This is a genomic window from Aureimonas sp. AU20 (assembly GCF_001442755.1).
In the GTDB taxonomy this organism is placed as follows: Bacteria; Pseudomonadota; Alphaproteobacteria; order Rhizobiales; family Rhizobiaceae; genus Aureimonas.
In genome coordinates this window covers 1,945,866-1,969,569 of sequence record NZ_CP006367.1, presented here as the reverse complement: position 1 = coordinate 1,969,569, position 23,704 = coordinate 1,945,866, and the positions used below count along the sequence as shown (strand labels likewise).

General features: G+C 66.3%; 21 protein-coding genes and 1 tRNA gene. 10 read left to right on the top strand and 12 right to left on the bottom strand.

From position 1 onward, the window contains the following. Nucleotide 1 precedes the first annotated feature (1 nt). Nucleotides 2-1,927, top strand: a complete 1,926-nt coding sequence (apnL, locus tag M673_RS08660) for a D-apionate lactonase (protein ID WP_061975374.1) — start codon at nt 2-4, stop codon at nt 1,925-1,927. Here the strand turns inward: apnL and M673_RS08655 are convergent. Continuing rightward, on the bottom strand, nt 1,915-2,628 hold the full coding sequence (locus tag M673_RS08655) for a transcriptional regulator NanR (protein WP_061975372.1): 714 nt from the start codon (nt 2,626-2,628) through the stop codon (nt 1,915-1,917). The two genes, apnL and M673_RS08655, sit on opposite strands and share 13 nt — an antisense overlap. Before the next feature lie 157 nt (nt 2,629-2,785). Between M673_RS08655 and oiaX the strand changes: the two genes are divergently transcribed. The 3 genes from oiaX to M673_RS08640 all read left to right on the top strand — a co-directional run bounded on the left by oiaX (nt 2,786) and on the right by M673_RS08640 (nt 6,853). Further along, nucleotides 2,786-4,057: a 3-oxo-isoapionate-4-phosphate decarboxylase OiaX gene (gene oiaX / locus M673_RS08650; protein WP_061975371.1), complete on the top strand. Its 1,272-nt coding sequence runs from the start codon at nt 2,786-2,788 to the stop codon at nt 4,055-4,057. A gap of 20 nt (nt 4,058-4,077) precedes the next feature. Further along, entirely contained in the window at nt 4,078-5,406 is a 1,329-nt protein-coding gene (locus tag M673_RS08645; protein WP_061977745.1) for a four-carbon acid sugar kinase family protein, read from the top strand. A gap of 100 nt (nt 5,407-5,506) precedes the next feature. Then, on the top strand, nt 5,507-6,853 hold the full coding sequence (locus M673_RS08640; protein ID WP_061975369.1) for an MFS transporter: 1,347 nt from the start codon (nt 5,507-5,509) through the stop codon (nt 6,851-6,853). A 51-nt stretch (nt 6,854-6,904) separates the two neighbouring features. On the opposite strand, the gene M673_RS08635 is transcribed toward M673_RS08640, so the two are convergent. From M673_RS08635 to cyoA, 6 genes are all read right to left on the bottom strand, one after another. Continuing rightward, a complete protein-coding gene (locus tag M673_RS08635) occupies nt 6,905-8,122 on the bottom strand; it encodes an alpha/beta hydrolase (RefSeq protein WP_244493049.1) in 1,218 nt (405 codons plus the stop codon). Between the two features lie 141 nt (nt 8,123-8,263). After that, the gene (locus M673_RS08630) at nt 8,264-8,977 is read right to left on the bottom strand and encodes an SURF1 family protein (protein WP_061975365.1); all 714 of its coding nucleotides are present in this window, start codon (nt 8,975-8,977) and stop codon (nt 8,264-8,266) included. Between the two features lie 111 nt (nt 8,978-9,088). Further along, nucleotides 9,089-9,511, bottom strand: a complete 423-nt coding sequence (gene cyoD / locus M673_RS08625; RefSeq protein ID WP_061975363.1) for a cytochrome o ubiquinol oxidase subunit IV — start codon at nt 9,509-9,511, stop codon at nt 9,089-9,091. Further along, nucleotides 9,508-10,143, bottom strand: a complete 636-nt coding sequence (gene cyoC / locus M673_RS08620) for a cytochrome o ubiquinol oxidase subunit III (protein WP_061975361.1) — start codon at nt 10,141-10,143, stop codon at nt 9,508-9,510. The genes cyoD and cyoC overlap by 4 nt, the downstream gene beginning before the upstream one ends. Further along, nucleotides 10,140-12,149 carry a cytochrome o ubiquinol oxidase subunit I gene (gene cyoB / locus M673_RS08615; protein ID WP_061975359.1) on the bottom strand — a complete coding sequence of 670 codons (2,010 nt, stop codon included), beginning with the start codon at nt 12,147-12,149 and terminating at the stop codon, nt 10,140-10,142. The genes cyoC and cyoB overlap by 4 nt, the downstream gene beginning before the upstream one ends. 64 nt (nt 12,150-12,213) lie before the next feature. Beyond that, a complete protein-coding gene (gene cyoA / locus M673_RS08610; protein ID WP_061975357.1) occupies nt 12,214-13,386 on the bottom strand; it encodes a ubiquinol oxidase subunit II in 1,173 nt (390 codons plus the stop codon). Nucleotides 13,387-13,558: 172 nt separating this feature from the next. Between cyoA and M673_RS08605 the strand changes: the two genes are divergently transcribed. After that, nucleotides 13,559-14,890 carry an MFS transporter gene (locus M673_RS08605; RefSeq protein WP_061975355.1) on the top strand — a complete coding sequence of 444 codons (1,332 nt, stop codon included), beginning with the start codon at nt 13,559-13,561 and terminating at the stop codon, nt 14,888-14,890. 82 nt (nt 14,891-14,972) lie between these two features. Here M673_RS08605 and M673_RS24590 read toward each other — a convergent pair whose 3' ends face one another. Beyond that, the gene (locus M673_RS24590) at nt 14,973-15,650 is read right to left on the bottom strand and encodes a TetR family transcriptional regulator (protein WP_082639255.1); all 678 of its coding nucleotides are present in this window, start codon (nt 15,648-15,650) and stop codon (nt 14,973-14,975) included. Nucleotides 15,651-15,758: 108 nt separating this feature from the next. Between M673_RS24590 and M673_RS08595 the strand changes: the two genes are divergently transcribed. The 3 genes from M673_RS08595 to M673_RS08585 all read left to right on the top strand — a co-directional run bounded on the left by M673_RS08595 (nt 15,759) and on the right by M673_RS08585 (nt 21,166). Then, nucleotides 15,759-17,153: an efflux RND transporter periplasmic adaptor subunit gene (locus M673_RS08595; RefSeq protein ID WP_061975351.1), complete on the top strand. Its 1,395-nt coding sequence runs from the start codon at nt 15,759-15,761 to the stop codon at nt 17,151-17,153. A gap of 12 nt (nt 17,154-17,165) precedes the next feature. Beyond that, entirely contained in the window at nt 17,166-20,306 is a 3,141-nt protein-coding gene (locus M673_RS08590; protein ID WP_061975349.1) for an efflux RND transporter permease subunit, read from the top strand. Nucleotides 20,307-20,422: 116 nt separating this feature from the next. Further along, nucleotides 20,423-21,166, top strand: coding sequence for a pyridoxine 5'-phosphate synthase (locus tag M673_RS08585; RefSeq protein WP_061975347.1), 744 nt, complete (start codon nt 20,423-20,425; stop codon nt 21,164-21,166). Between the two features lie 175 nt (nt 21,167-21,341). Here M673_RS08585 and greA read toward each other — a convergent pair whose 3' ends face one another. After that, nucleotides 21,342-21,815 (bottom strand): transcription elongation factor GreA, encoded by a 474-nt coding sequence (gene greA / locus M673_RS08580; protein WP_061975345.1) that lies wholly within the window; start codon nt 21,813-21,815, stop codon nt 21,342-21,344. 182 nt (nt 21,816-21,997) lie between these two features. Between greA and M673_RS24585 the strand changes: the two genes are divergently transcribed. Next, entirely contained in the window at nt 21,998-22,168 is a 171-nt protein-coding gene (locus M673_RS24585; protein WP_156421086.1) for a hypothetical protein, read from the top strand. Between the two features lie 56 nt (nt 22,169-22,224). On the opposite strand, the gene M673_RS08575 is transcribed toward M673_RS24585, so the two are convergent. Continuing rightward, the gene (locus tag M673_RS08575; RefSeq protein ID WP_148640001.1) at nt 22,225-22,425 is read right to left on the bottom strand and encodes a hypothetical protein; all 201 of its coding nucleotides are present in this window, start codon (nt 22,423-22,425) and stop codon (nt 22,225-22,227) included. Nucleotides 22,426-22,551: 126 nt separating this feature from the next. Here M673_RS08575 and M673_RS08570 point away from each other — a divergent pair. Continuing rightward, nucleotides 22,552-22,627, top strand: a tRNA-Ile gene (locus M673_RS08570). Nucleotides 22,628-22,633: 6 nt separating this feature from the next. Here M673_RS08570 and M673_RS24580 read toward each other — a convergent pair. Together M673_RS24580 and M673_RS08560 are read right to left on the bottom strand one after the other, a co-directional pair. Continuing rightward, complete coding sequence (locus M673_RS24580) at nt 22,634-22,855, bottom strand: hypothetical protein (RefSeq protein ID WP_061975341.1); 222 nt, start codon at nt 22,853-22,855, stop codon at nt 22,634-22,636. 445 nt (nt 22,856-23,300) lie between these two features. Next, complete coding sequence (locus tag M673_RS08560) at nt 23,301-23,690, bottom strand: response regulator (protein ID WP_061975339.1); 390 nt, start codon at nt 23,688-23,690, stop codon at nt 23,301-23,303. Nucleotides 23,691-23,704 lie beyond the last annotated feature (14 nt).

Sequence of the window (23,704 nt, the reverse complement as noted above, 5' to 3'; positions counted from 1 at the left end):
TATGAGCGACCGCCTCAAGCTCTACGGCACCGCCGAGCCGCCCGCCGCCTCGCGCCGCCTCAGCGCCGGACCGCTGTCCGTCGAACTCGTGTCGGGCCAGCTTCGCGCCATTCGCTTCGCCGGGCACGAAGTTTTGCGCTCCATCGCCTATGTCGTGCGGGACCGCGACTGGGGCACCTACGATCCGCCGATCGCCGATCTCGCCGTTGAGGAAACGGCGGAGCGCTTCACCGTCCGCTTCGCCTCGGAATGCGAAGCGCCCGACGGCGCGCGTCTGCGCATCCGCGCGGCGATCATTGGCGAGGCGACCGGCCATCTCTCCTTCGAGGTCGAGGCGGTGCCGGAGGGCGCGTTCGAGACCAATCGCTGCGGCTTCTGCGTGCTGCATCCGATCGAAGGTGTCGCCGGCACGCCGGCCGAGGTCACGCATGTCGATGGGTCGGTGGAAGGGAGCCGCTTTCCCGACCTGATCGAGCCCTGGCAGCCCTTCAAGGACATTCGCGCGATCACGCACGAGGTCGCTCCCGGTCTGCAGGCCACCTGCCGGATGGAGGGCGACACGTTCGAGATGGAGGACCAGCGGGCCTGGTCGGACGCCTCCTACAAGACCTATGTGCGGCCGCTCGCGCTCCCCTGGCCCTACCGCATGGAAAGCGGCACGGCCGACCGTCAGGCGGTGACGCTCACGTTCTCAGGCAAGAATGCGGTGCCGGTGTCAATCCCCGAGGGCCCGATCGAAATCCTCTACGGCGAAGCCACCGCCGAGACGATGCCGCGCTTCGGCGTGGCGATCGCGCCGGACGAGGCCGAGGCGGCCTTGGCGGCGATCGGCCGGCTGCGCGCGCTGGCGCCGCAATTCCTCCTGTTCCATTTCGATCCCGGCGCCGGCCACGGGCCGGAAAGCCTCCGACGCTTCGCCACACTGGCGGAAGCCCTGCCCGGCACCGAGAGCGCGCTCGAATTCGTGGTGCCCACCGACAGCGATTTCGCGGAGGCGCTGGAGCTGGGTACGGCGGCGATCCGCGCCGCCGGGCTTCGGCTCGACACCGTGATCGTCGGTCCCGACGTCGACCGGCAATCCACGCCGCCCGGCAGCCGCTGGCCGGACTGCCCGCCGCTGGAGGCGATCTACGATGCGGCGCGGCGAGCCTTTCCCGGCCTTCGTCTCGGCGGCGGCATGTTCAGCTATTTCACCGAGTTGAACCGCAAGCGCGTGCCGGTCGAGCGCCTCGACTTCGTCACCCACGCCACCTGCCCGATCGTCCACGCGGCGGACGATCGCAGCGTCATGGAATCGCTGGAGGCCATCCCCTTCATCACCCGCTCGACGCGCGCTTTCATCGGCGACACGCCCTACCGGCTCGGCCCGACGACGATCGGCATGCGGCAGAACCCCTATGGCTCGCGCACCATGCCGAACCCGGAGAACCAGCGCGTGCCCATGGCCGCGAACGACCCGCGCGGCCACGCCCTGTTCGGCGCCGCCTGGCTCGCCGGCTACGCCGCGCGGCTGGCCGGTAGCGGTCTGGAAGCCTGGTGCGGCGCCTCCTTCGCGGGTCCGCGCGGGCTGCTTGTGGAAGACGGCAAGGTTGCGCCGCCCTTCCATGTCGCGAGCGGCTTGGGCCGGGCCGCGGGCGCTCCGCGTCTCACGCTCACCTCCGCCGCGCGCGGGCGCGTGGACGGATTCGCTTATCGCGACGAGGACGGTCGCGCGGTCGTCTGGCTTGCCAATCTGACGGGCGAGCCACAGGCGGCGCGTCTGGCCGGGCGCTGGAGCCTTTCGATTCTGGACGAAGCGAGTTTTGCGGAAAGCGCCACGGGCGAAATGCCCACGAGCCTCCCCGCAGGCGGCGCCATCCATCTGGCGCCCTATGCTGTGGCGCGACTCGTCGCGCTCGACGCCTCCCTGGAAGGTCAGGACGCCTGATGCACGTAGAGCGCGCGGGATCGTTCGAGATGGCGGATCAGGGCGGCCTCGGCGCGCTCCGAGTCGTTGCGCGAAATGGCCTCCAGGATTTCCTCGTGCTCCACCAGCGTGAGGTTTTCCTTGCCGGTCCAGATCAGCATTTCGGTGTGATATTCCTTCAACCAGCCGAGCATGGAGGCCGACACCGCCTCGAAGATCGGATTGCCGCAGATCGCGGCGATGCGCGTGTGGAAGCGCATGTCGGCGGCGATGAAAATTTCCGGCATGCCCAACGCCTCGGCCTGCGTGTCGAGCAGCGCGCGCAGCGCCGCAACATCGGCCGGCGTGGCCTTCTCGGCGGCTTGACGCACGATGCCGCGCTCGAAGAAGATGCGCGCCTCCTTCAGGTGGCCGAGTGCGGAGGGCGAGGTCGAGAGCATGATCTCGGCCGCCATGTCCACCTGCGAGATGACCGAGCGCGGCGTCAGCGGCAGGACGCGCGCCCGCTCACCATGCGAGATCGCGATGAGGCCGATATTGCTGAGGCTCTGCATGGCCTCGCGGATCGCCGGCCGCCCCACGCCGAAGCGCTCCATCAGCTCGCGCTCGGAGGGCATGACGTCGCCGGGCTTCAGCGTCCCGTCCGTCACCATGGTCTTCAGGCGGTCGAAGATCTGGCTCGACAGTTTGCGGCGGACGATCGGCTCGGACGGCGTCACCATGGAAGACCCTTCGGACGGAGATCACATCTCGGTCATCGCTCCATGCGAAGCGCAACCGTCTGGTATGATGATTATACCAGCATGGCGTGTCGAGAACAGAGACTAAGTTTCGCGCGCGAAAGAGTGCGCCGCAAAGCCCTCAGCGGGAAGACCCGACATGTCCGATAGCATCGTTCTCACCTATCGTATCGAAACGCCGGGCAGCGTCGAGAAGATGGCGACCAAGATCGCCAGCGACCAGTCCACCGGCACGTTTGTTCCCTTGCCCGGCGAAACGCCCGAACTCAAGGCGCGCGTCGCCGCCCGTGTGCTCGCGGTACGCCGGCTCGATCCCGTGTCGGAGCCCGCCTTCGGCCGCACGCACGAAGACCTGAAGTCCGTCCAGAGCTTCAACTGCGGCGAGGCCGACATCGCCTTTCCCATCGAGGCGATCGGCACCGATCTCGCCGCGCTGATGACGATCGCGATCGGCGGTACCTATTCGATCAAGGGCTTCAGCGGCATCCGTGTCACCGGGCTGCAACTCCCCGCTCCCTTCGCCAAGGCCTATCCCGGACCGCAATTCGGCATTCCCGGCTCCAAGCGCCTGACGGGCGTCGAGGGACGGCCGATCATCGGCACGATCGTGAAGCCCGCGCTGGGCCTTAGCCCCAGCGAGAGCGCCACCATGGTGAAGGAGCTGGTGGAAGCCGGCGTCGATTTCATCAAGGACGACGAGAAGCTGATGAGCCCCGGCTACTCGCCACTCGCGGAGCGGGTGAAGGCGATCATGCCCGTCATTCTCGACCACGAGCAGCGCACCGGGAAGAAGGTGATGTATGCCTTCGGCATCTCGGCTACCGACCCCGACGAGATGATGCGAAACCACGATTTTGTCGCAGAGGCCGGCGGCAACGCGGCCGTCGTCAACATCAACTCGATCGGCATGGGCGCCATGAGCTTTCTGCGCAGGCGCTCCCGCCTCGTGCTCCACGCCCATCGCAACGGCTGGGACATCCTCACCCGGCACCCCTCGCTGGGGATGGATTTCGCCGTCTACGAGAAGTTCTGGCGCCTGCTCGGGGTGGACCAGTTTCAGATCAACGGCATCGCGGCCAAATACTGGGAGCCGGACGAATCCTTCGTGCGCTCGTTCCAGGCGCTGGGCCGGCCGATCTTCTCCGAGGCCGACAAGCCGCTGCCCGTGGTCTGTTCCGGCCAGTGGGGCGGCCAAGCGCCGGCGACCTTCGCGGCCCTGCGCACCACGGACATCATGTACCTCTGCGGCGGCGGCGTCGTCAGCCATCCCGGCGGCCCCGGAGCCGGCGTGCGCGCCGTCCGCCAGGCCTGGGATGCGGCCACCGCCGGGATTTCGCTGGAAACCCATGCCCGAACCCATTCCGAACTGAAGGCCTCGCTGGAAACCTTCGGCTCCGGCGCCGGCGCGTGACGACCCGAATGGAGCCTGCCATGACGAGCCCCCTTCTTCTCACCTTCTACGGCGACGATCTCACCGGCTCGACCGACGTGATGGAGGCCTTGGCGCTACGCGGCGTCGAGACCGTTCTCTTCCTCGACGTGCCGACCGAAGCCCAGCGCGCCCGCTTTCCCCATGCCCGGGCGATCGGAGTCGCGGGCACGAGCCGCAGCGAAACGCCGCGCTGGATGGACGAGAACCTGACGCCCGTCTTTCTCTGGATGGCCTCGGAAGGCGCGGAAATCGCCCATTACAAGGTCTGCTCGACCTTCGATTCCTCGCCCGCGATCGGCTCCATCGGCCGCGCGCTGGAGATCGGCCATGCCGCCTTCGGCGGGCTGCCCGTGCCGATCCTCGTCGGCGCGCCGCAGCTCAAGCGCTACACCGCCTTCGGCGAGCTCTTCGCCGCCTATCGCGGCGAGGTCTTCCGCATCGACCGGCACCCGGTCATGAGCCGCCATCCCGTCACCCCCATGCACGAGGCGAACCTCCGCCGGCATCTCGCCGAACAGACCGCCGTCTCCATCGCCCTCCTCGACCATCTCGCGCTTACGGACGGCGAGGCCGACGGGCGGGTGGACGCGGCCCTGGCGTCCGCCCCGGGCGCCCTCCTGATCGACGTGCTCGACCCCGCTACGCAGCGCGCCGCCGGGCGGCAGCTTCGCCGCCTCGCGGCCAAGGGCTCGCGCTTTGTGGTCGGCTCGTCCGGCGTCGAGTATGCGCTGGCGGAAAGCTGGCGCGAGGATGGGACGATCACGGAAGCCGGCGGTTTCGACCCGCTGGAGCCCGTTGAGCGCCTCGCCGTGGTTTCGGGAAGCTGCTCCCCCACCACCGAGCGCCAGATCCGCTTTGCCGAAACGCAAGGGTTCACCGCCATCGCCCTCGACCCGCGCCTTTTCGTGGCCGGCGACAGCGCGGGGATCGAAGCCACCCGCACGCAGGCGCTCGGGCACCTGGCGGCGGGCCAAAGCGTCATCGTCTACACCGCGCTTGGGCCAGAGAGCGATCTCGGCGCCGAGATCGCCGGCAACGAGGGCGCGCGCCATGCGATCGGGCGCGGTCTGGGGCGGTTGCAGGCCGATCTCGTGCGCGGGGCCGGCCTGTCGCGCGCCGTGATCGCGGGCGGCGACACGTCGAGCCACGCGCTGCGCCAGCTCGGCGTCCATGCCCTGACGCCGCGCATGCCGCTGGCCGAGACACCCGGCTCGCCCGTGTCCACCGCCCATAGCGAGAACCCCGCCTTCCACGGGCTGGAGATCGCGCTGAAGGGCGGCCAGGTCGGCCACGACGACTATTTCGTGCGGATTCGCGACGGGGTCTGACCCCTCTCCCATCCGCACCGAGACCGAAGACCCGACGAAACGCGACCGCCCGACATGCTCGGGCGGAACGACCGCGCTTGCCCTGAAGGAGGAGGCAGACATGGCAGCAGTGCAATCCGATGTTGAGACATCGGCAATTTCCAAGATCGTCTGGCGGCTGGTGCCGTTTCTCGGACTGATGTTCTTCATCAACTTCCTGGACCGGACCGCCATCGGCTTCGCCGGTCCTAACGGCATGACTCAGGATCTCCGTCTCACGGCCGCGCAGTTCGGCTTCGCCGCCGGCATCTTCTTCTTCGGCTACATCCTCCTGGAAATTCCCAGCAACCTCGCCCTTCACAGGTTCGGCGCGCGGCGCTGGCTGGCGCGCATCATGGTGAGCTGGGGCATCGTCTCGCTGCTCTTCACCTTCGTGCAGACCGGCACACAGCTCTATTGGCTTCGCTTCCTGCTCGGCATCGCCGAGGCCGGCTTCTTTCCCGGCGCGATCCTGTTCCTCAGCCTTTGGGTTCCGGCGCGCCACCGCGCCAAGGTCCTGGCCGTGTTCTATGTCGCGCAGCCGCTGACCACGGTGATCGGCGCGCCGCTCGCCTCGCTCCTGATCGACATGCACGGGCTCTTCGGCCTCGAAGGCTGGCGCGTCATGTTCGCGGGCGTCTCAATCCCGGCCATCATCATCGGCATCGTCACCTATTTCTACCTGCCGGACACGCCGAACGACGCCAAATGGCTGACACCGGCCGAGCGCGCCTGGCTGAACGAAGAGCTGGCCCGCGAGGACAAGACGAAGTCCTCGGGCGGCCACATCTCCGGCAAGGCGCTGCGGGACGGCCGCGTCTGGACCCTCGCGCTCATCTATTTCGGCTTTATCTACGGGCTCTATGCGCTCGGCTTCTTCCTGCCGACCATCATCGGCGGCTTCGAGGCTCAGTTCGGCACCAAGTTCACCGTGATGCAGCGCGGGCTGATCACCGCGATCCCCTATCTCCCGGCGGCCGTCGCTCTCATTCTCTGGAGCCGGGATGCCTCGCGTCGCGGCGTGCGACCCTGGCACATCGGCATTCCCGCCGTGCTCGGTGCGGTGACGATTCCGCTCGCGCTCTCCATGCAGAGCCCGACCGCGACGATCGCCGTCATCACGCTCACGGCCTGCGCCATCTTCTCGGCGCTGCCGAACTTCTGGAGCTTCCCAGCCCGCTTCCTCACCGGCGCGGGCGCGGCGGCCGGCATCGCGCTCATCAACACGATGGGCAATATGGCGGGCTTTGCCGCTCCCTACATCACCGGCGCGGTGAAGGACTGGACCGGCGGTTATGGCGTTCCCATGACGATCGTCGGCGGCTTCATGGCCTTGTCGGCCGTGCTCGCCTTCACCTTCCTGTCGCGCCTGCCTGGCCCCGGCGAGACGACGGCTCAGCCGAGCCGCCCGGTGCGCCGAGCGGCCTGACGGTCCACCCAAGACGGCCCGCCCCCAAAGGGCGGGCCTTTTTTGATCGCGTCAATTGCCCGTCACGGTCTGAAGCGATCCGCCAATATTGCGGCCGACATCCTCGATGCTGCGCCCAAACCTCTGGCGTGCGCCGGGATCGACGATCGCCGCCGGCGCGTTCACCGCAGCATTCACGGCCGAGCCGACGCCCTGCGCCGTGCCGATCGCCGCCGCGCCCAGCGTCTCGCCCAGACCCGGGCTGCCTTCCGACACTTTCTGCCCCGCGATCAGACGCCGTCCGATCGCCTGCACGACCTCGGCGCTTTGCGCGAACTTCGTGTGATTGAGACTGTCGCCGGTGCGGATGCTGGTGAGATCCACCACCGTGATGCCGCGCTGGGCGAAGGCGGCCTGCACATCCGGCTTGGTCAGGTCCACCGCGCCCAGGCGCTGGACGCCGCCGGCGAGGCGCCGGGAAACCAGAAGCGCACGATCGTCCTGCGAGGTGAAGATCGTGATGCGCGACTGGTCCGGCCCGATTTCGTCCAGCTGCTCGCGGAACACGTCGACGTCAAGATCGGGGGAGGCCAGAACGACATGGCCGAGCTTCCTCGGCAGGCTCCCTTTTCGGATCGCGATCTGGCGCAGGGCTTCCATGGTCAGCCAGCTTCCCATGGAATGCGCCATGATGGTGATTTCGGTCACGTCCTTGCGCGCCGCCGCCGCCTCGATCACCTTTTCCAGGCTGGAGCGCGAGTAGTTGGCGCTTTCGCGGTCGTAGAGATAACCGAAGATTGAGCCCTGCGAGGGCCAGGTGAACAGGATCGGCGCGGCGTCGGCTCCCGAATCGTAGCTGATCTGGGCGAAGCGGAAGACCGCTTCCTCGTAGCTCGAATTGAAGCCATGGACGAAGATCAGAAGCCGCCCGCTCGGCGACTTGCGCTGTTCGAACCAGCGATCGGTGTCCTTCTGGCTCATCGGATCGATGCGCAGCGCGACGAACTCCCGCGCCGGGTTGGGCGCGCTCGGCCTGGGATAAACGACCTCGCCCGCCTTGCGCGCGCCATCGGGCGGGATCGAGACGATGATGTTTTCCAAAGAGAGTTCCGGTCCACGATCACCGGAGAAGACGACGCCCGGCACGGTCGACGGCGCGCGCGTGGTGGCCACCAGCATGTCCACCTTATGCGCGCCGGGAACGCTGCGCTCGACCGGAACGAGCGTGGCATAGGGCCGGCTCGCGCAGGCCGAGAGCGCCAGGCCGGAGGCCAGCAGCGCAAGAGCCATTCGCCCCGCCGCCCGCCCGCTCCGCTTCGAGCCGAGTGTCATACGTCCCCCGATCGCTCGCTGTCCCCGCCCCGATGTAGCAACGAAACGGCGGGCGGGCGAGCCCTGCAGGGCGTCTCGAGCCGGCGCCGCGTCAGGCCTTCACGCAGGTTTGCGATCGTGCCGCCAGGCGTAAACGACCGCCGCCGTGAGCATGAGCGCCAGCGCGAACCAAGTCAGGGCGTAGACGAGATGGTTGTTGTTGAACTGAACGACCGTCAAGCCGCCGACGGGAACGCCGCCCGGATTGGGCGCGGCATCGGCGTCCACAAAAAAGGGCGCGACGCGTTCGAGCCCGCGCCGCGCGGCGATGGCGTCGATGTCGCGGGAGAACCAGCGGTCGGCCTCGGGTTCGTTGGCGCGCAGGACGCGCCCGCCGGGCTCGCTGAGGCGCAGGAGCCCTTCGAACGTTTGAATACCCTGCACCTGACCATCCGGCCGTGAGGCGGGATCGCGCCGCTCGGTCGGCACGAAGCCACGATTGACGAGGGTGATGGAACCGTCCGGCGCCTGGAGCGGCGTCAGCACCCAGAAGCCGCCCCCCAGCGTCGTGAGGGCCTGCACCAGCGTTTCGCGATCATGGAGGAAAGTGCCGGTCAGCCGAACGTGGCGATACTCGTCGTCGGTGGGATCGAGCGACGACCACTGCGAAGGGCCGGGCGCCCCCACGGCCGGGGCGTGAACCCTCTGGTCCACACGCTCGATCAGATCGCGCTTCCAGGCGCGGCGTTCGACCTGCCAGATGCCGAGGCCGAGAAGGCCCGCGATCAACGGCAAGGACAGGGCGAGAAGGACGATCCGGGAACGGCGGGGCATCGTGGTCCTTTCACGGGCCACCTCAAGCGGTTTCGCGCGGCGGGTCGCCGCGCGAAACGATGGAAGAGATCGCTGCCGCTGAACTCGGTCAGGCGGCACCGATCCGTTCGGTCAGGGCGTCATGCCCATGTCCATCATCGGCATCATGCTCGTGTTCATGTGGTACATGACCCAGAGCGAACCGGCGAGGACGATCACCACGACCACGACCGTGAAGACCAGCGCGGTCATGGTCCAGCCGCCTTCCGACTTCCCGTTCATATGCAGGAAGAAGATCATGTGGACGACGATCTGCACCGCCGCCAGTCCCATGATGATGATGCCGGTGAGCGCGCGATCCTGAAGCACGTCGGACATGACGAGCCAGAACGGAATGGCCGTCAGGATGACCGACAGAAGGAAGCCGGTGACATAGCCGCCCATCGTGCCATGGTCGTGGCCATGGCCGTCGAGATGGCCGTGATCGTCCGTCGGCCCCTTCCCCGCGCCGTCCGCCAGGGCGGCGTGTTTGGTCGAGGGGGCGTTGGTGCTCATCGAAGCACTCCCATGAGGTAGACGAAGGTGAAGACGCCGATCCAGATGACGTCCAGGAAGTGCCAGAACAGGCTGAGGCACGACAGGCGAAGCTGGTTGGCCGGCACGAGGCCGCGCTGACGGATCTGGACCATAAGCGTGACCAGCCAGATCAGGCCGAAGGTCACGTGCAGGCCGTGGGTGGCGACCAGCGTGAAGAAGGCCGACAGGAAGGCACTGCGCTGGGGCGTCGCACCCTCGTGGATGAGGTGCCAGAACTCGTAGAGCTCGATCGAGAGGAAGGCGAGGCCGAATAGGCCGGTGATGGCCAGCCAGACCTGAACCGAGCGAACGTCCCGCTTCGCCATGGAGAGCATGGCGAAGCCGTAGGTGATCGAGGACAAGAGCAGCATCGACGTGTTCAGCGCCACCAGCGGCAGGTCGAACAGGTCGCGCGGGCTCGGGCCCGCCGCATAGGCGTTCCCGAGAACGGCATAGACGGCGAACAGGCAGGCGAAGATGAGACAGTCGCTCATCAGGTAGATCCAGAACCCCAGCATCGTGCTGGAGCCCTCGGCATGCTCGTGCTCGTCGGCGACGTAGAAGCTCAGGTTCTCTTCGCCCTGCGCCGCGTGCAAGGTGCTCGTGCTCATGCGTGCTTCACCTTCGAGAGGAGACGGGTCCGCTCGGCTTCCGTCGCGATCACTTCGCTGACCGGGATGTGGTAGCTCCGGTCATAGTTGAACGTGTGGTAGATCGCGTAGCCGACGATCGCGACCAGGCTGAGCGCGGCGAGCCACCAGATGTACCAGATCATGGCGAAGCCGAAGACCACGCTCAGTCCGGCGATCACGACGCCCGCCTCGGTGTTGCGCGGCATGTGGATCGGCTTGAAGCCTTCCAGCGGGCGCTCGTAGCCGCGCTGCTTCATCTGCCACCAAGCGTCGTTCTCGTGGATCATCGGCGAGAAGGCGAAGTTGTAGGCCGGCGGCGGCGAGGAGGTCGCCCACTCCAGCGTGCGCCCGCCCCAGGGATCGCCGTCGACGTCCACCAGCTTGTGCCGGTCGCGGATGCTGACGAAGATCTGCATGAGGAAGGAGGCAATGCCGAGCGCGATCAGCGCAGCGCCGAAGGCCGCGATCACGAACCAGATCTGGAGCGAGGGATCGTCGAACACGCGCAGACGACGCGTGACGCCCATCAGGCCGAGCACGTAGAGCGGCATGAAGGCGAAGTAGAAGCCGACCACCCAGAACCAGAAGCTCATCTTGCCCCAGAAGGCATTCAGCTTGAAGCCGAAGGCTTTCGGGAACCAGTAGTTGATGCCGGCGAAGAGGCCGAACAGCACGCCGCCGATGATCACGTTGTGGAAGTGCGCGACCAGGAACAGCGAGTTGTGGACCACGAAGTCCACAGGCGGAACGGCCAGGAGCACACCCGTCATGCCGCCGATCACGAAGGTGATCATGAAGGCGATCGTCCACATCATCGGCACGTCGAACCGGATGCGGCCGCGATACATCGTGAACAGCCAGTTGAAGATCTTGGCGCCCGTCGGGATCGAGATGATCATCGTCGTGATGCCGAAGAACGAGTTCACGCTCGCCCCCGAGCCCATCGTGAAGAAGTGATGGAGCCAGACGAGATAGGCCAGGATCGTGATGACCACCGAGGCGTAGACCATCGACGTGTAGCCGAAGATGCGCTTGCCCGAGAAGGTCGAGGTGATTTCGGAGAAGATGCCGAAGGCCGGCAGAATGAGGATGTAGACCTCGGGGTGGCCCCAGATCCAGATGAGGTTCACGTACATCATCGGATTGCCGCCGAGATCGTTCGTGAAGAAGTTGGTGCCGGCGTAGCGATCAAGCGAAAGGAGCGCCAGCACCGCCGTCAGGACCGGGAACGAGGCCACGATCAGGACGTTCGTGCAGAGCGAGGTCCAGCAGAAGATCGGCATCTTCATGAGGGTCATGCCCGGCGCGCGCATCTTGATTATGGTCACGAGCAGGTTGACGCCTGACAGGAGCGTGCCGACACCGGCCACCTGAAGGCCCCAGATATAATAGTCGACGCCGACGCCCGGACTGTAGTTGGCGTCCGATAGCGGCGGGAAGGCCAGCCAGCCCGTGCGCGCGAATTCGCCCACGAAGAGCGACAGCATCACCAGCACCGCGCCGCCAACCGTCATCCAGAAGCTGAAATTGTTCAGGAAGGGGAAGGAGACGTCACGCGCGCCGATCTGCAGCGGCACCACGAAGTTCATGAGACCCGTCACCAAGGGCATGGCGACGAAGAAGATCATGATGACGCCGTGCGCCGTGAAGACTTGGTCGTAGTGGTGGGCGTTGAGATAGCCCTCCGACCCGCCGAAGGCGATGGCCTGCTGGAGGCGCATCATGATGGCGTCGGCGAAGCCGCGCAGCAGCATGACGATGCCGAGCACCATGTACATGATGCCGATCTTCTTGTGGTCCACGCTGGTGAACCACTCCTTCCAGAGATAGCCCCAAAGCTTGAAATAGGTCAGCGCGGCGAGCAGCGCGAGCCCGCCGAGCGCGACGACCGCAAAGGTCACGACCACGATCGGCTCGTGGTACGGGAAGGCTTCGAACGTCAGCCGCCCGAAGATCATTCGTATGAGATCGGAGTTGTCTTGCATCTCTGGCACTCGTGCGATGGCATCGTCTGGCGTCGCACCCGGGACGGCGCGACACGGTGCTCTGTTAGTTCGTCTGGTTCAGCTGCGCCGGCGCAGCGCCGGTGCCGCTGTTGGGCATCGTGTGGCCGGAATGCCCCTGCACTGGCGGCGTGCTCGTTCCGTCCTGGTTGACCTGCGGGTTCAGCTGGTCGGGCTGCATTCCCTGGGGCTGGTCGTCGCTGTGCGGCAGGCGACCGCTGGCCGGGAAGGTCGCGCCCGAAGGCTCGTCGCCCGCCACGGCGCGCCGGTTGTCATAGAGAAGACGCTCGCGATTTTCGTGGCTGTCGACCCCTGCCCCGCCCATCGCGTCGATATGCATCATCTCGTCGGCGCACATCTTGCCGGGGGCGACGCACTTGTTGAGGATGGCGTTGTAGAGCCCGTCCGCGAAGCTCGAATAGTAGTGGATCGGCTCCTTCTCGCTGGGCTTCTCCAGCTCTAGGAACAGCTCGCGGCTCAGCGGCTGGCCCTCGGAACGGACCTTGGCGACCCAGGCGTCGAAATCGCCTTGGGCAAGGCCGTGGAACTTGAACTTCATGTTCGAGAACCCGGCGCCGCTATAATGCGAGGACATGCCCTCGTAGACCCCTTCCTTGTTCATCACCGCGTGCAGCTGCGTCTCCATACCGGCCATCGTGTAGATCATGCCGGCCATGGAAGGGACGAAGAACGCGTTCATCACGCTGGCCGAGGTCAGCTTGAAGTTGATGGGCGTGTTCACCGGCGCGGCCAGCTCGTTGACGGTCGCGATGCCGAGGTCGGGGTAGATGAAGAGCCATTTCCAGTCGAGCGAAACGACGCGCACTTCCAGGGGCTTCATCTCGGGCGTCACCGGCTGGCCTTCGGCGATTCGCGTCAGGGGTCGGTAGGGGTCGAGAAGGTGGGTCGCCGTCCAGGTCAGCGCTCCCAAACAGATGATGATGAGCAGCGGCGCCGACCAGATCGCCAGCTCCAGGTGCGTCGAATGGTTCCATTCGGGATCGTAGGTCGCATCCTTGTTGCCGCGGCGGTAGCGCCAGGCGAAGATCACCGTCGCAGCGATGACCGGAATGATGATGAGGAGCATCAGCCCGGTTGAGATATAGAGAAGGTCGCGCTTCTGGACGGCGACGTCGCCTGCCGGGTTCAGCAGCACGGCATTGCAGCCGCCGATCAGGAGGAGAAGCGGTGCGAGGGCTAGGAAGCGATATCGGCTCAAGGTCGCGGTCCAATCAGCGAAATGGGGTCGCTTGCATGCTTTTCTTAGCTGCATCGCAGCAAATCGTTTATGAGGCGTTCGTTAAGCCCGCCGAGGCCTATATTCAAGGTGGCATCGATGACGGAAACGCGAATGTTTCCACCATGTCTAAAGATGAGGAGCGAGATCAAAAATGAGTTCGAACACCGCGGCGGCCGCTCCGTCCGCTTTTGAGAGGGATGCGCGCGTCGCGAACGCGCATCACGGAGAAGTCAGGCCGAGCGAGATCGCAATCGGAGTGCTGATTGGCCGCACGGCCGAGTTCTTCGACTTTTTCGTCTACGCGCTGGCCTCCGTGCTGGTGTTCCCGGCGGTGGTCTTTTCCTTCGTCGATCCGGTGACGGGAACCTACTACTCCTTCGCGCTCTTGGCACTGGCCTTCGCGGTCCGGCCGCTGGGCACGATCTTCTTCACCTGGATGCACCGTCGCTATGGCGACGCCGCCAAGCTCACCACGGCGCTCTTCCTCCTCGGCTGCTCGACCATCGTCATGGGCTTCCTGCCGAGCTACGCCAGCGTCGGCTTCGCCTCCGTCGTCACGCTCGCCGTGCTTCGCTTCGGCCAGGGTCTGGCGCTCGGCGGCACCTGGGATGGTCTCGCCCCGCTGCTCGCGGTCAGCGTGCCGGAGAACAAGCGCGGCTGGTACGCCATGCTGCCGCAGCTGGGCGCGCCGTTCGGCCTCATCGTCGCCAGCGCGCTCTACTACTTCCTGATCACCAACCTGACGCAGGAAGACTTCCTGGGCTGGGGCTGGCGTTATCCGTTCTTCGTCGCCTTCGCGATCAACGTCGTGGCGCTCTTCGCCCGGCTGCGTATCGTTCTGACCGAGAACTATCGCGAGCTGTTCGAGCGCGGCGAGTTGCAGCCGTCGTCGGTTCGCAGGACGATCTCGCAGAACGGTCGCAACATCGTGATCGGCGCCTTCGTGCCGCTGGCGAGCTTCGCGCTGTTCCACATGGTCACGGTGTTTCCGCTGTCCTGGGTCACGCTCTTCGCGGGTGAAAGCGTCGCGCGCTTCCTCCTGATCGAACTGGTCGCGACCGTGTTCGGCACGATCGCGCATATCGCGTCCGGCCCGCTGGCCGATCGCTTCGGCCGCCGCCGCGTTCTCGGCGTCTGCGCCGGCGCCATCGCCTTCTACAGCGGCCTCGCGCCCCTGCTGCTGAACGGCGGCGCGGTGGGTGAGACCATCTACATGGTGATCGGCTCGGTGATCCTGGGCGTGTCCTTCGGCCAGTGCTCGGGCGCTCTCGCGGCGAACTTCCCGCGCGCCTATCGCTACACCGGCTCGGCCCTTACCTCGGACCTGGCCTGGCTCTTCGGCGCCGGCTTCGCGCCGCTGGCCGCGCTCGCCATCGCCGACAATCTCGGCCTCGTCTTCTCGGGCGCCTATCTCCTGTCCGGCGCGGTGTTCACGCTTCTGGCACTCTTCATCAATCGTCGCCTGGCTTCCAGCGCGATCTGATCGGGCCGCAGCCAGACGCGGACAAAGCCAAAGCCGGGGGCTCCGCCTCCGGCTTTTTTCATGCGTGCCGCTTGCGGCGAGTTCAGGCTTGAAGGGGCCGCTGCTCCAGAGCCGGCCGGCCGTCCGGCCTCCCCTCCCCCGCCGGGGTGCTGCGAAACGAATCGAACAGGCACTCCAGCGTGCGCCGACCGACCGAAACGAGGTCGAAGCCGAAGCCCGAGCGCAGCCATTGGGTGATGAGCCCGCTCATGGCGCACTGAACCGTCGTCGTTGCGGCCTCGGGCGTCCAGTCCGCCCGCATCAGCCCGCGCCGCGAGGCCTCCTGGAACGCCAGGCGGATGACGCTCAGCATCTCCTCGTCCGCCTCGCGCATGCGCACCAGCATCTCCTCCATCTCCGCCACGTATTCGCAGCGCAGCAGCATGATCGTGAGAACCTTCTGCGCGCGGGCGTTCGTACTGATGAAGTCGAGCGCGTCCACCGCGTTGGATCGGATCCGCTCCAGCGGATCGTCCTCGGATCGGAGCAGGTCGTCCAGCTGGACGAAGCATTCCTGAGGCAGGCGACCGCGCTCCAGCATGGCCTCGAACAGGGCGTTCTTGTTGGCGAAATGGAAGTAGATGGCACCGCGCGTCACGTTCGCGGCCTCGGCGATCATCGCCAGGGTGGTGCGCGACACGCCCTTCTCGAAGAACATCGCCTCCGCCGCATCGAGGATCGCGCAACGGGTTTCCATTGCCTCCGCCTTGGTGCGTCTCATGGTTCGCCTGCCTTCCAATCCGCTTGTTTAGTTTCATACATGCATGTATGTTGCACGGCAATATGAGTCTCGGCCGGCCTCTGCGCAGCCGGCAAACAAGGCGGTCTTATGAGAGTTTCTGCACCCACCCTGTTCATGGCGACAGCGCTCGGGCTTCTGGCCTTGTCGGGCTGCCAGGGCGAGACGAAGACCGCCAACGCGCAGCAGGGAGCCGGCGGCGCGCCCCCTCCCTCGCCGGTCGGCATCGTCGAAGTGCGCCCCGAGCCGATTGCCGTCACGTCCGAGCTTCCCGGCCGTATCGCGCCGACGCGCATCGCCGAGGTGCGCCCGCGCGTCGGCGGCATCATCGTGCAGCGCGTCTTCGAGCAGGGTTCCGACGTGGACGAGGGCGATCCCCTGTTCCAGATCGATCCGGCGACCTTCCAGGTCGCGGTGGAATCGGCGCAGGCCGGCGTCGCCAAGGCTGACGCGGTGCTGACGCAGGCGCGCCAGGATGCCGAGCGCACCCAGGCCCTCGTCGCCCGCAACACGGTCGGCACCGCCAATCTGGAAACTGCCGTCGCCACGCAGCGCCAGGCCGAGGCCGATCTCGCCTCCGCCCGCGCGCAGCTGCGCGCCGCGCAGATCAATCTCGACTATGCGACGGTCCGCGCGCCGATCTCCGGCCGCATCGGCCGCGCCCTGATCACCGAAGGCGCGCTGGTCAGCACCACGGGCACCGAGGCGCTCGCCACGATCCAGCAACTCGACCCCGTCTATGCCGACATCCAGCAGCCCGTCTCGCAGCTCCTGCGCCTGCGCGAGGCGCTGCGCACCGGCCAGCTGACGCAGCTGGAGGAGAACGTCGCGCAGGTGCGCCTGAAGCTCGACGACGGCAGCGAGTATCCCTATCCCGGCCGCCTTCTCTTCTCCGAATCCACGGTGGAGGAGACCAGCGGTCAGGTGACGCTGCGCGCCGAGTTCCCCAACCCGGACGACACACTCCTGCCCGGGCTTTATGTCCGCGTCGCCGTGGACCAGGGCATCGACGCCAAGGCGCTGGCCGTGCCCAATCAGGCCGTGCAGCGCGACACGTCGGGCCAGGCCTTTCTGTATCTCGTGAACGCCAACAATACGGTGGAGCAGCGCACCGTCACGGTGGTTCGCGTCGTCGGCAACCGCTCGGTGATCTCGCAGGGGCTGGCGGCCGGCGACAAGGTGATCGCCGACGGCTTCCAGAAGATCGGCCCCGGCGCGCCGGTGGCCCCGACGCCCTGGACTCCGGTCGGCGCAGCGGCCGAAGGCCTGTCCAAGGATGCGGGCAAGACGGACGCGACCGGCGCGGGCGCGCAGGCCCCCGCCTCCACGCCGGCCGGCCAAGCCGCGTCGCCCGAGGCCCAGCGCGCCACGCCGGCGCCGGGCTCCGACGCAGCAGCCGCCGGGAAGGCCAATTCGGCCCCGCAGGATGCGGGCGGGCAGCGGGCGACGGCGCCGGCGGCCGACGCATCCACCACCGCGCGCTAAGGACCGATCGACATGCCTCAGTTCTTTATCGATCGGCCGGTCTTCGCCTGGGTGATCGCGATCTTCATCGTCCTGGCGGGCGTCATCTCGCTGCCCTCGCTGCCGATCGCCCAGTATCCCGACGTCGCACCGCCGCAGCTCACCATCTCCACCGCCTTCCCTGGCGCCTCGCCGGAGGACCTCTACCAGCAGGTCACGAGGCCGATCGAGGAGGAGCTGAACGGCATCGACGGCCTGATCTATTTCGAAAGCACGAGCGACGCGACCGGCTCGGTGCAGATCACCGTGACCTTCAGCGCCGGCACCGAGATCGCGCAGGCCGTGGTGGACACGCAGAACCGCCTGCGCCGCGTCGAGTCCAAGCTGCCCCAGCAGGTGACGCAGCAGGGCGTCCTCGTCGAGGAGGCCGGCTCGAGCTTCCTCATGGTCGTGGCGCTGGTGGGCGACGAGAAATCGACGCTCGATGCCGTGGGTCTCGGCGACTACATCACCCGCAACGTCATCAATGAGATCCGCCGCGTGCCCGGCGTCGGCCGCGCGCAGCTTTTCGCCTCCGAGCGGTCGATGCGCGTCTGGATCGACCCAGATCGTCTGGTCGGCCTGAACCTGGCCGTGTCCGACGTCGTCACCGCCATCCAGCAGCAGAACGCGCAGGTCGCGGCCGGCTCGATCGGCGCCAATCCCAACCCGGTGAGCCAGCAGACGCAGGCGACGATCCTGGTCAAGGGGCAGCTTCAGACGCCGGAGGAGTTCGGCGCCATCGTACTGCGCGCCAATGCCGACGGCTCGCTGGTGCGCATGTCCGACGTCGCGCGTGTCGAGGTCGATGCTGAAAGCTACAATTTCAACACGTTCCTGAACGGTCGCCCGAGCGCGGCCATCGGCATCCAGCTTTCGCCGACGGGCAACGCGCTGGACGCCGCGCAAGGCGTGCGGCAGGTCATGGAGCGTCTGGCACCCCTCTTCCCGCAAGGGGTTAGCTACCAGATCCCCTACGACACGACACCCTTCGTCTCGGCCTCGATCGAGAAGGTCATCCACACGCTGCTCGAAGCGGTGGCGCTGGTCTTCGTCGTGATGTTCGTCTTCCTCCAGAACATCCGCTACACCGTCATCCCGACGCTAGTGGTGCCGATCGCGCTGGCCGGCACGCTGGCGGTGATGCTGGCGGCGGGCTTCTCGATCAACGTCCTCACCATGTTCGCCATGGTTCTGGCCATCGGTATCCTGGTCGACGACGCCATCGTCGTGGTCGAGAATGTCGAGCGCATCATGGCGAGCGAGGGCCTGCCCCCGAAGGAAGCCGCCAAGAAGGCCATGCGCCAGATCACCGGCGCCATCATCGGCATCACGCTGGCGCTCTGCGCGGTGTTCGTGCCGCTCGCCTTCTTCCCCGGCTCGGTCGGCGTCATCTACCGCCAGTTCTCGCTGACAATGGTGACCTCCATCCTGTTCTCGGCCTTCCTCGCCCTGTCGCTGACCCCGGCGCTGTGCGGCAGCTTCCTGAAGCCCGTGAAGGCCGGCCACCACCACGGCAAGCGCGGCCTGTTCGGCCTCTTCAACCGGGGCTTCGACAAGACGTCCCACTCCTATTCCAAGGGCGTCGGCTATCTCATCGGCCGCACCAAGCGGTTCATGATCATCTATGTCGCGCTTCTGGCGGGCCTCGGCTGGTTCTACGTGCAGATCCCCTCCGCCTTCCTGCCGCAGGAAGACCAGGGCTTCTTGATCGCCAACTTCCAGGGCCCGGCGGGCGCGACCAGCAACCGCCTGCGCGAGGTCACGTCCGAGTCCGAAAAGTTCATCCTCGGCCAGAAGGCCGTGGAGAGCATGATCACGATCCAGGGCTTCTCCTTCTCGGGCCAGGGCGCCAATGCGGGCCTCGCCTTCGTGACGCTGAAGGACTGGAGCGAGCGCGGCCCCGGGGAGGACGCGGGAACCCTGGCCGGCATCATTTCCGGCCGTCTCATCCAGTTCCGGGATGCGATCGCCTTCGCCCTGTCGCCGCCTCCCATCCAAGGTCTCGGCAACACCGGCGGCTTCGCCTTCCGCCTGCAGGACCGCGCCAACCAGGGCACGCCGGCGCTTCTGGCCGCGCGCGACCAGCTCGTCGCGGAAGCGGGCAAGAGCCCGATCCTCGGGCGGATCAACTTCGAGGGCCTGCCCCCCGGCCCGCAGATCCAGCTCAATATCGACCGCGAGAAGGCCAACGCGTTCGGCGTCACCTTCGCCGACATCAACCAGACGATCTCGGCGGCGCTCGGCTCGTCCTATGTCAACGACTTCCCCAATGGCGGCCGCATGCAGCGCGTCACGCTGCAGGCCGAGGAGCGCTCGCGCATGCGCATCGAGGAGGTCATGAACCTCAACGTGCGCAACACGCAGGGCGGCATGGTGCCCCTTTCCGCCTTCGCGACGGCGGATTGGACGCTCGGCTCCTCGCAGCTCGTCGGCTACAACGGCTATCCCTCCGTTCGCCTGTCCGGCGACGCCAATCCCGGCTATTCCTCGGGCGAGGCGATCGCGGAGATGGAGCGTCTCGCCGGACAACTGCCCGCCGGCTTCTCGTTCGAATGGACGGGCCAGTCGCTGCAGGAGATCCAGTCGGGCAACCAGGCGCCCTTCTTGATCGGGCTCGCCGTGCTCTTTGTGTTCCTGTGCCTCGCGGCGCTCTACGAGAGCTGGTCGATCCCCTTCTCGGTCATGCTCGTGGTGCCGCTCGGCGTCATCGGCTGCGTCGCGGCGGTGCTGCTGCGCAACCTGTCCAACGACGTCTATTTCACGGTCGGCATCATCACCATCGTCGGTCTTTCGTCCAAGAACGCGATCCTGATCGTGGAAGTGGCCAAGGACCTGATGGCCGAGGGCATGGGCCTGCGCGAGGCGACGATCGAGGCGGCGCATCTTCGCTTCCGCCCGATCCTGATGACCTCTCTCGCCTTCACCATGGGCGTCCTGCCCATGGCGATCGCGTCCGGCGCCAGCGCCGCGAGCCAGAACGCCATCGGCACGACCGTGATCGGGGGCATGATCTCGGCGACGGTTCTCGCCATCTTCTTCGTCCCGATCTTCTTCGTCTTCGTGCTGCGTCTGACGAAGCAAGGCCGGGCGGCCACGACGCCCAACACGGCGAAGCCCGCGCCGGCCGAGTAAGGCACGCCCCTCCGACGACATGAAAACGCCCCGGCCGCCTTGCTGCCGGGGCGTTGACTTGTTCAGTGGCCGGGTTCATGCGGATGGCCACCCCGCAAGGCACGAGGCCCTCCGCAATGACCGCCACCTTGTCCGTGAACCTCAACGCCATCGCGATGCTGCGCAACCGCCGCGATCTGCCCTGGCCCGAGGTGATCCATTTCGGCCGCATCGCGCTGGCGAGCGGCGCCAGCGGGCTGACGGTCCATCCCCGGCCCGACCAGCGGCATGTCCGCTTTTCCGATCTGCCCGAGATCCGTCAGCTCATCGACGCGGAATTCCCTGCGGCGGAGTTCAATATCGAAGGCTATCCGACCGATCATTTCCTCGAGTTGTGCGAGGCCGCGCGTGCCGATCAGGTCACGCTCGTGCCGGACGACCCGACGCAGGCGACCTCCGACCATGGCTGGGATTTCGCCGCCGAGGCGGAGCGTCTGGCGGGGATCGTCCAGCGTCTAAGCAGCCGGAGCATTCGCGTTTCGCTCTTCGCCGACCCTTCGCCGCAAGGGCTCGACATCGCCCGGCGGCTCGGGGCCGAAAGGGTGGAATTCTACACCGGCCCCTATGGCGCCACGCATTCCGACTCCGCCGCCGCCGAGCGCGAGTTGGGAAAGTTGCGCGAGGCGGGCCAAGTGGCCGCCGAGGTCGGGCTCGACGTGAATGCCGGGCACGACCTGACGATCGGCAATCTGCCGGCCCTCTGCCACGCGATCCCGCGCCTCAAGGAGGTTTCGATCGGCCATGCGCTGACGGCCGACGCGCTGGAACATGGTTTTGCCGAAACGACCCGGCGCTTCATCCGGGCGCTGCAGCCGGCTTAAGAGACCGTTTAACAACCCAGTCGGGTCGGTCCGCCGGCGCTTTTCCGTCGTCACTTCGTTGCCAATCCTCGCCGATGCGCCCTCGCATCGACTACGTTTGGCGCCTCGCGAACGTCGCAAAATCACTCGGCAGCCCTCCGCCGCCGGGTTGTTAAACGGTCTCTAAGGTCAGCCCTCAGCCGATAGGCTTGATCTCGACGATCTCCGCCTCGGACGGCCCGACCTTCACGACATCGCCGACGCTCTTGCCGGCGATCGCCTTGGCGAGCGGGGAGAGATAGGATAGGCGCCCGTCGGCCGGGTTCGCCTCGTCGATGCCCACGATGCGGAACACCTGGGCACGCCCGTCGTCGCGCTCGATCGTGACTTCGGAGCCGAAATGCACGGTCTCCGCATCCTCCGGCGTCGGCACGAGTTCGGCGCTCATCTTCCGTGCCCGCCAGTAGCGAAGGTCCCGGTGGATCGAGGCATACGCGATCTTGTCGTCGGCCGCGCGCGCGGCGAGAAGCGCGGCTTCCAAATCGGAGACCTGACCCTCGATCTGCTTCAACCCCTGCGCCGTGACGAAGTTCGGGTCCGTCCCTAGCTCGCGGTCCGGCAGGGTCTCGACTTGATTCTCGTTGGGTTCCTTCACGAACGCGACGCTCACGGCGAACTCCTCTCGTCTTTTGTCTTTATGTAGGGGCTCAGGGATCAGGGTTAAGCCCCTGCGAGCCATACGTTTGCCACGTCTTCAAAGGTGCGAGCTGTCGTGAACATGACGCTGTCTTCGATCGGTCGCGACACCATATCCCCTCCTTGAGCGTTGGAACGGAAACAGGAGGAGCATCCATGAGCAATATCCCGATCGAACCCGGCGCAGAGCCCGATCTCGCGGCCGAGGAACTGGCCGGCAAGCACAACATTCCGATCGAAGAGGCCAAGCGCATCGTGGCGGAACAGGGCACCGACCGCGCCACGATCGACGGTGCGGCGGAACGCGCCAAGGACAAGCCGGAATGAAAAGAAGCCGGGCGGTTCGGCACCGCCCGGCCTCTTCTCTCTCCAGGGGTGAAGGATCAGGCGCGCTCGATATCCCCCGGTCCCCCGCCCTCCTCCGGGTCCTTCTCGATCGGCGGCCGATCGCGGCCCGGCTCGCGGATCTCATCCGACCCGACATGGTCGTCGTCGGGCCGGGTCGGGTCCAGATCCGGAATCGAGTCCGGCGGCGGGGGCGGCCCCTTGGTCGGGTCGATGATGTTGGGTTCGATATTCGACATGTCGACTCCCATGCTGTCCATGGGAGTCAAACGCCGTCAGCCGAATATGTTTCCCCGCGTCCGCATCATCCTGTCCCAACCACCGCTTGAGAACGAGCCGAGATTGCGATAGGGCTCGCTCGGGTGGGGCCTGTAGCTCAATGGTTAGAGCCGGCGGCTCATAACCGCTTGGTTGCAGGTTCGAGTCCTGCCGGGCCCACCAGAACCATTACGTCTCAAGGCTTCGTGGAAGCGTTAGCCATGGCGTAGCCAAAGGGTTAGCCGCGTCCATTTCGTAGGCTTCCGCGACGACCGTTATTATGCCGTCGTCCTCGTCTTCGGCCAGCCCGACTTCATTCATATAGGACGGGATCGCCGCGCCCTGCGTGAGATTGGTGAAGGCGATACCGTCGTGTTCGCTGACGGCCCTGCCGATCAAGAGCCGCGCCACAAGAACCTACCCTGACATCCTTGACGGATCGAAGTTCGGCTCCCGGCCGCTCCACCACGTCGGCGGTGTCCTTTAGGCGCGGGCCGAAGTTCTGACGGTGGCCGCCTGCCCCACCCTAGCGGGTTCGTGGAAGCGTTGTAGGCGTTGTTGTTCGAGGTCCGGAAGCGCGTCAGGATGACTTGGATTGAAGACGGCAGGGCCATCAGCGAAGTTTCTTGATTTCCAGACTGGGCGGATGCTCACGCACATGATTGGCGCCTGGACGAATTCGAGCGCGCTATGATCCGAAAACGAAACTCTTTCGGTCTTCGTCAAGCCTGAGCCGAGGAAAGCATCGGCAGGCGCCGATCAAAGCTCGACGCCCGACAGCGGAACAGAAGGCGGAGAGGTTCTCGGGATCGTCGAAGAACGGGACGCTCACGCTTCGGGGTTGCTTCCGCTTCAATCAGCCCTGGATTTGCGCGGCAATGTCGTTGAGTGCTTTCACGACGCCCTTCGGTGGGTAGGGCTTGGCGAAGAACAGGCCGTTCTCCGGCAGATCGCCTTCGCTGATCTTGATGCGCCCGGAGGTAACTATGATCGCCACCGGCGGCCAGCGGTCGCGCACCGCCCGAGCGAGCTTCAACCCGTCCATCGTGCCGGGCATCTCGATGTCGGTGAACAGCACGCGGATGTCCGTATGGCGCTCCAGAAGGCGGATGGCCTCGTCCGCGTTGCGCGCTTCGTAGGCGGTGAACCCGGCATCCTCGCAGAGGTCGACCGCCTCGGCGCGGACAAGGGCGTCGTCCTCGACGACCAGGACTGCATAGCGGGCGGGATCGAACGATTGTGCCATGATGCAGCCTGCTC

Excerpts from the sequence above, each read along its gene's own strand:
- apnL (WP_061975374.1), top strand. The coding sequence starts at position 2 with ATGAGCGACCGCCTCAAGCTCTACGGCACCGCCGAGCCGCCCGCCGCC.
- M673_RS08655 (WP_061975372.1), bottom strand. The coding sequence starts at position 2,628 with ATGGTGACGCCGTCCGAGCCGATCGTCCGCCGCAAACTGTCGAGCCAG.
- oiaX (WP_061975371.1), top strand. The coding sequence starts at position 2,786 with ATGTCCGATAGCATCGTTCTCACCTATCGTATCGAAACGCCGGGCAGC.
- M673_RS08645 (WP_061977745.1), top strand. The coding sequence starts at position 4,078 with ATGACGAGCCCCCTTCTTCTCACCTTCTACGGCGACGATCTCACCGGC.
- M673_RS08640 (WP_061975369.1), top strand. The coding sequence starts at position 5,507 with ATGGCAGCAGTGCAATCCGATGTTGAGACATCGGCAATTTCCAAGATC.
- M673_RS08635 (WP_244493049.1), bottom strand. The coding sequence starts at position 8,122 with ATGGCTCTTGCGCTGCTGGCCTCCGGCCTGGCGCTCTCGGCCTGCGCG.
- M673_RS08630 (WP_061975365.1), bottom strand. The coding sequence starts at position 8,977 with ATGCCCCGCCGTTCCCGGATCGTCCTTCTCGCCCTGTCCTTGCCGTTG.
- cyoD (WP_061975363.1), bottom strand. The coding sequence starts at position 9,511 with ATGAGCACCAACGCCCCCTCGACCAAACACGCCGCCCTGGCGGACGGC.
- cyoC (WP_061975361.1), bottom strand. The coding sequence starts at position 10,143 with ATGAGCACGAGCACCTTGCACGCGGCGCAGGGCGAAGAGAACCTGAGC.
- cyoB (WP_061975359.1), bottom strand. The coding sequence starts at position 12,149 with ATGCAAGACAACTCCGATCTCATACGAATGATCTTCGGGCGGCTGACG.
- M673_RS08605 (WP_061975355.1), top strand. The coding sequence starts at position 13,559 with ATGAGTTCGAACACCGCGGCGGCCGCTCCGTCCGCTTTTGAGAGGGAT.
- M673_RS24590 (WP_082639255.1), bottom strand. The coding sequence starts at position 15,650 with ATGAGACGCACCAAGGCGGAGGCAATGGAAACCCGTTGCGCGATCCTC.
- M673_RS08595 (WP_061975351.1), top strand. The coding sequence starts at position 15,759 with ATGAGAGTTTCTGCACCCACCCTGTTCATGGCGACAGCGCTCGGGCTT.
- M673_RS08590 (WP_061975349.1), top strand. The coding sequence starts at position 17,166 with ATGCCTCAGTTCTTTATCGATCGGCCGGTCTTCGCCTGGGTGATCGCG.
- M673_RS08585 (WP_061975347.1), top strand. The coding sequence starts at position 20,423 with ATGACCGCCACCTTGTCCGTGAACCTCAACGCCATCGCGATGCTGCGC.
- M673_RS24585 (WP_156421086.1), top strand. The coding sequence starts at position 21,998 with ATGAGCAATATCCCGATCGAACCCGGCGCAGAGCCCGATCTCGCGGCC.
- M673_RS08575 (WP_148640001.1), bottom strand. The coding sequence starts at position 22,425 with ATGTCGAATATCGAACCCAACATCATCGACCCGACCAAGGGGCCGCCC.
- M673_RS08560 (WP_061975339.1), bottom strand. The coding sequence starts at position 23,690 with ATGGCACAATCGTTCGATCCCGCCCGCTATGCAGTCCTGGTCGTCGAG.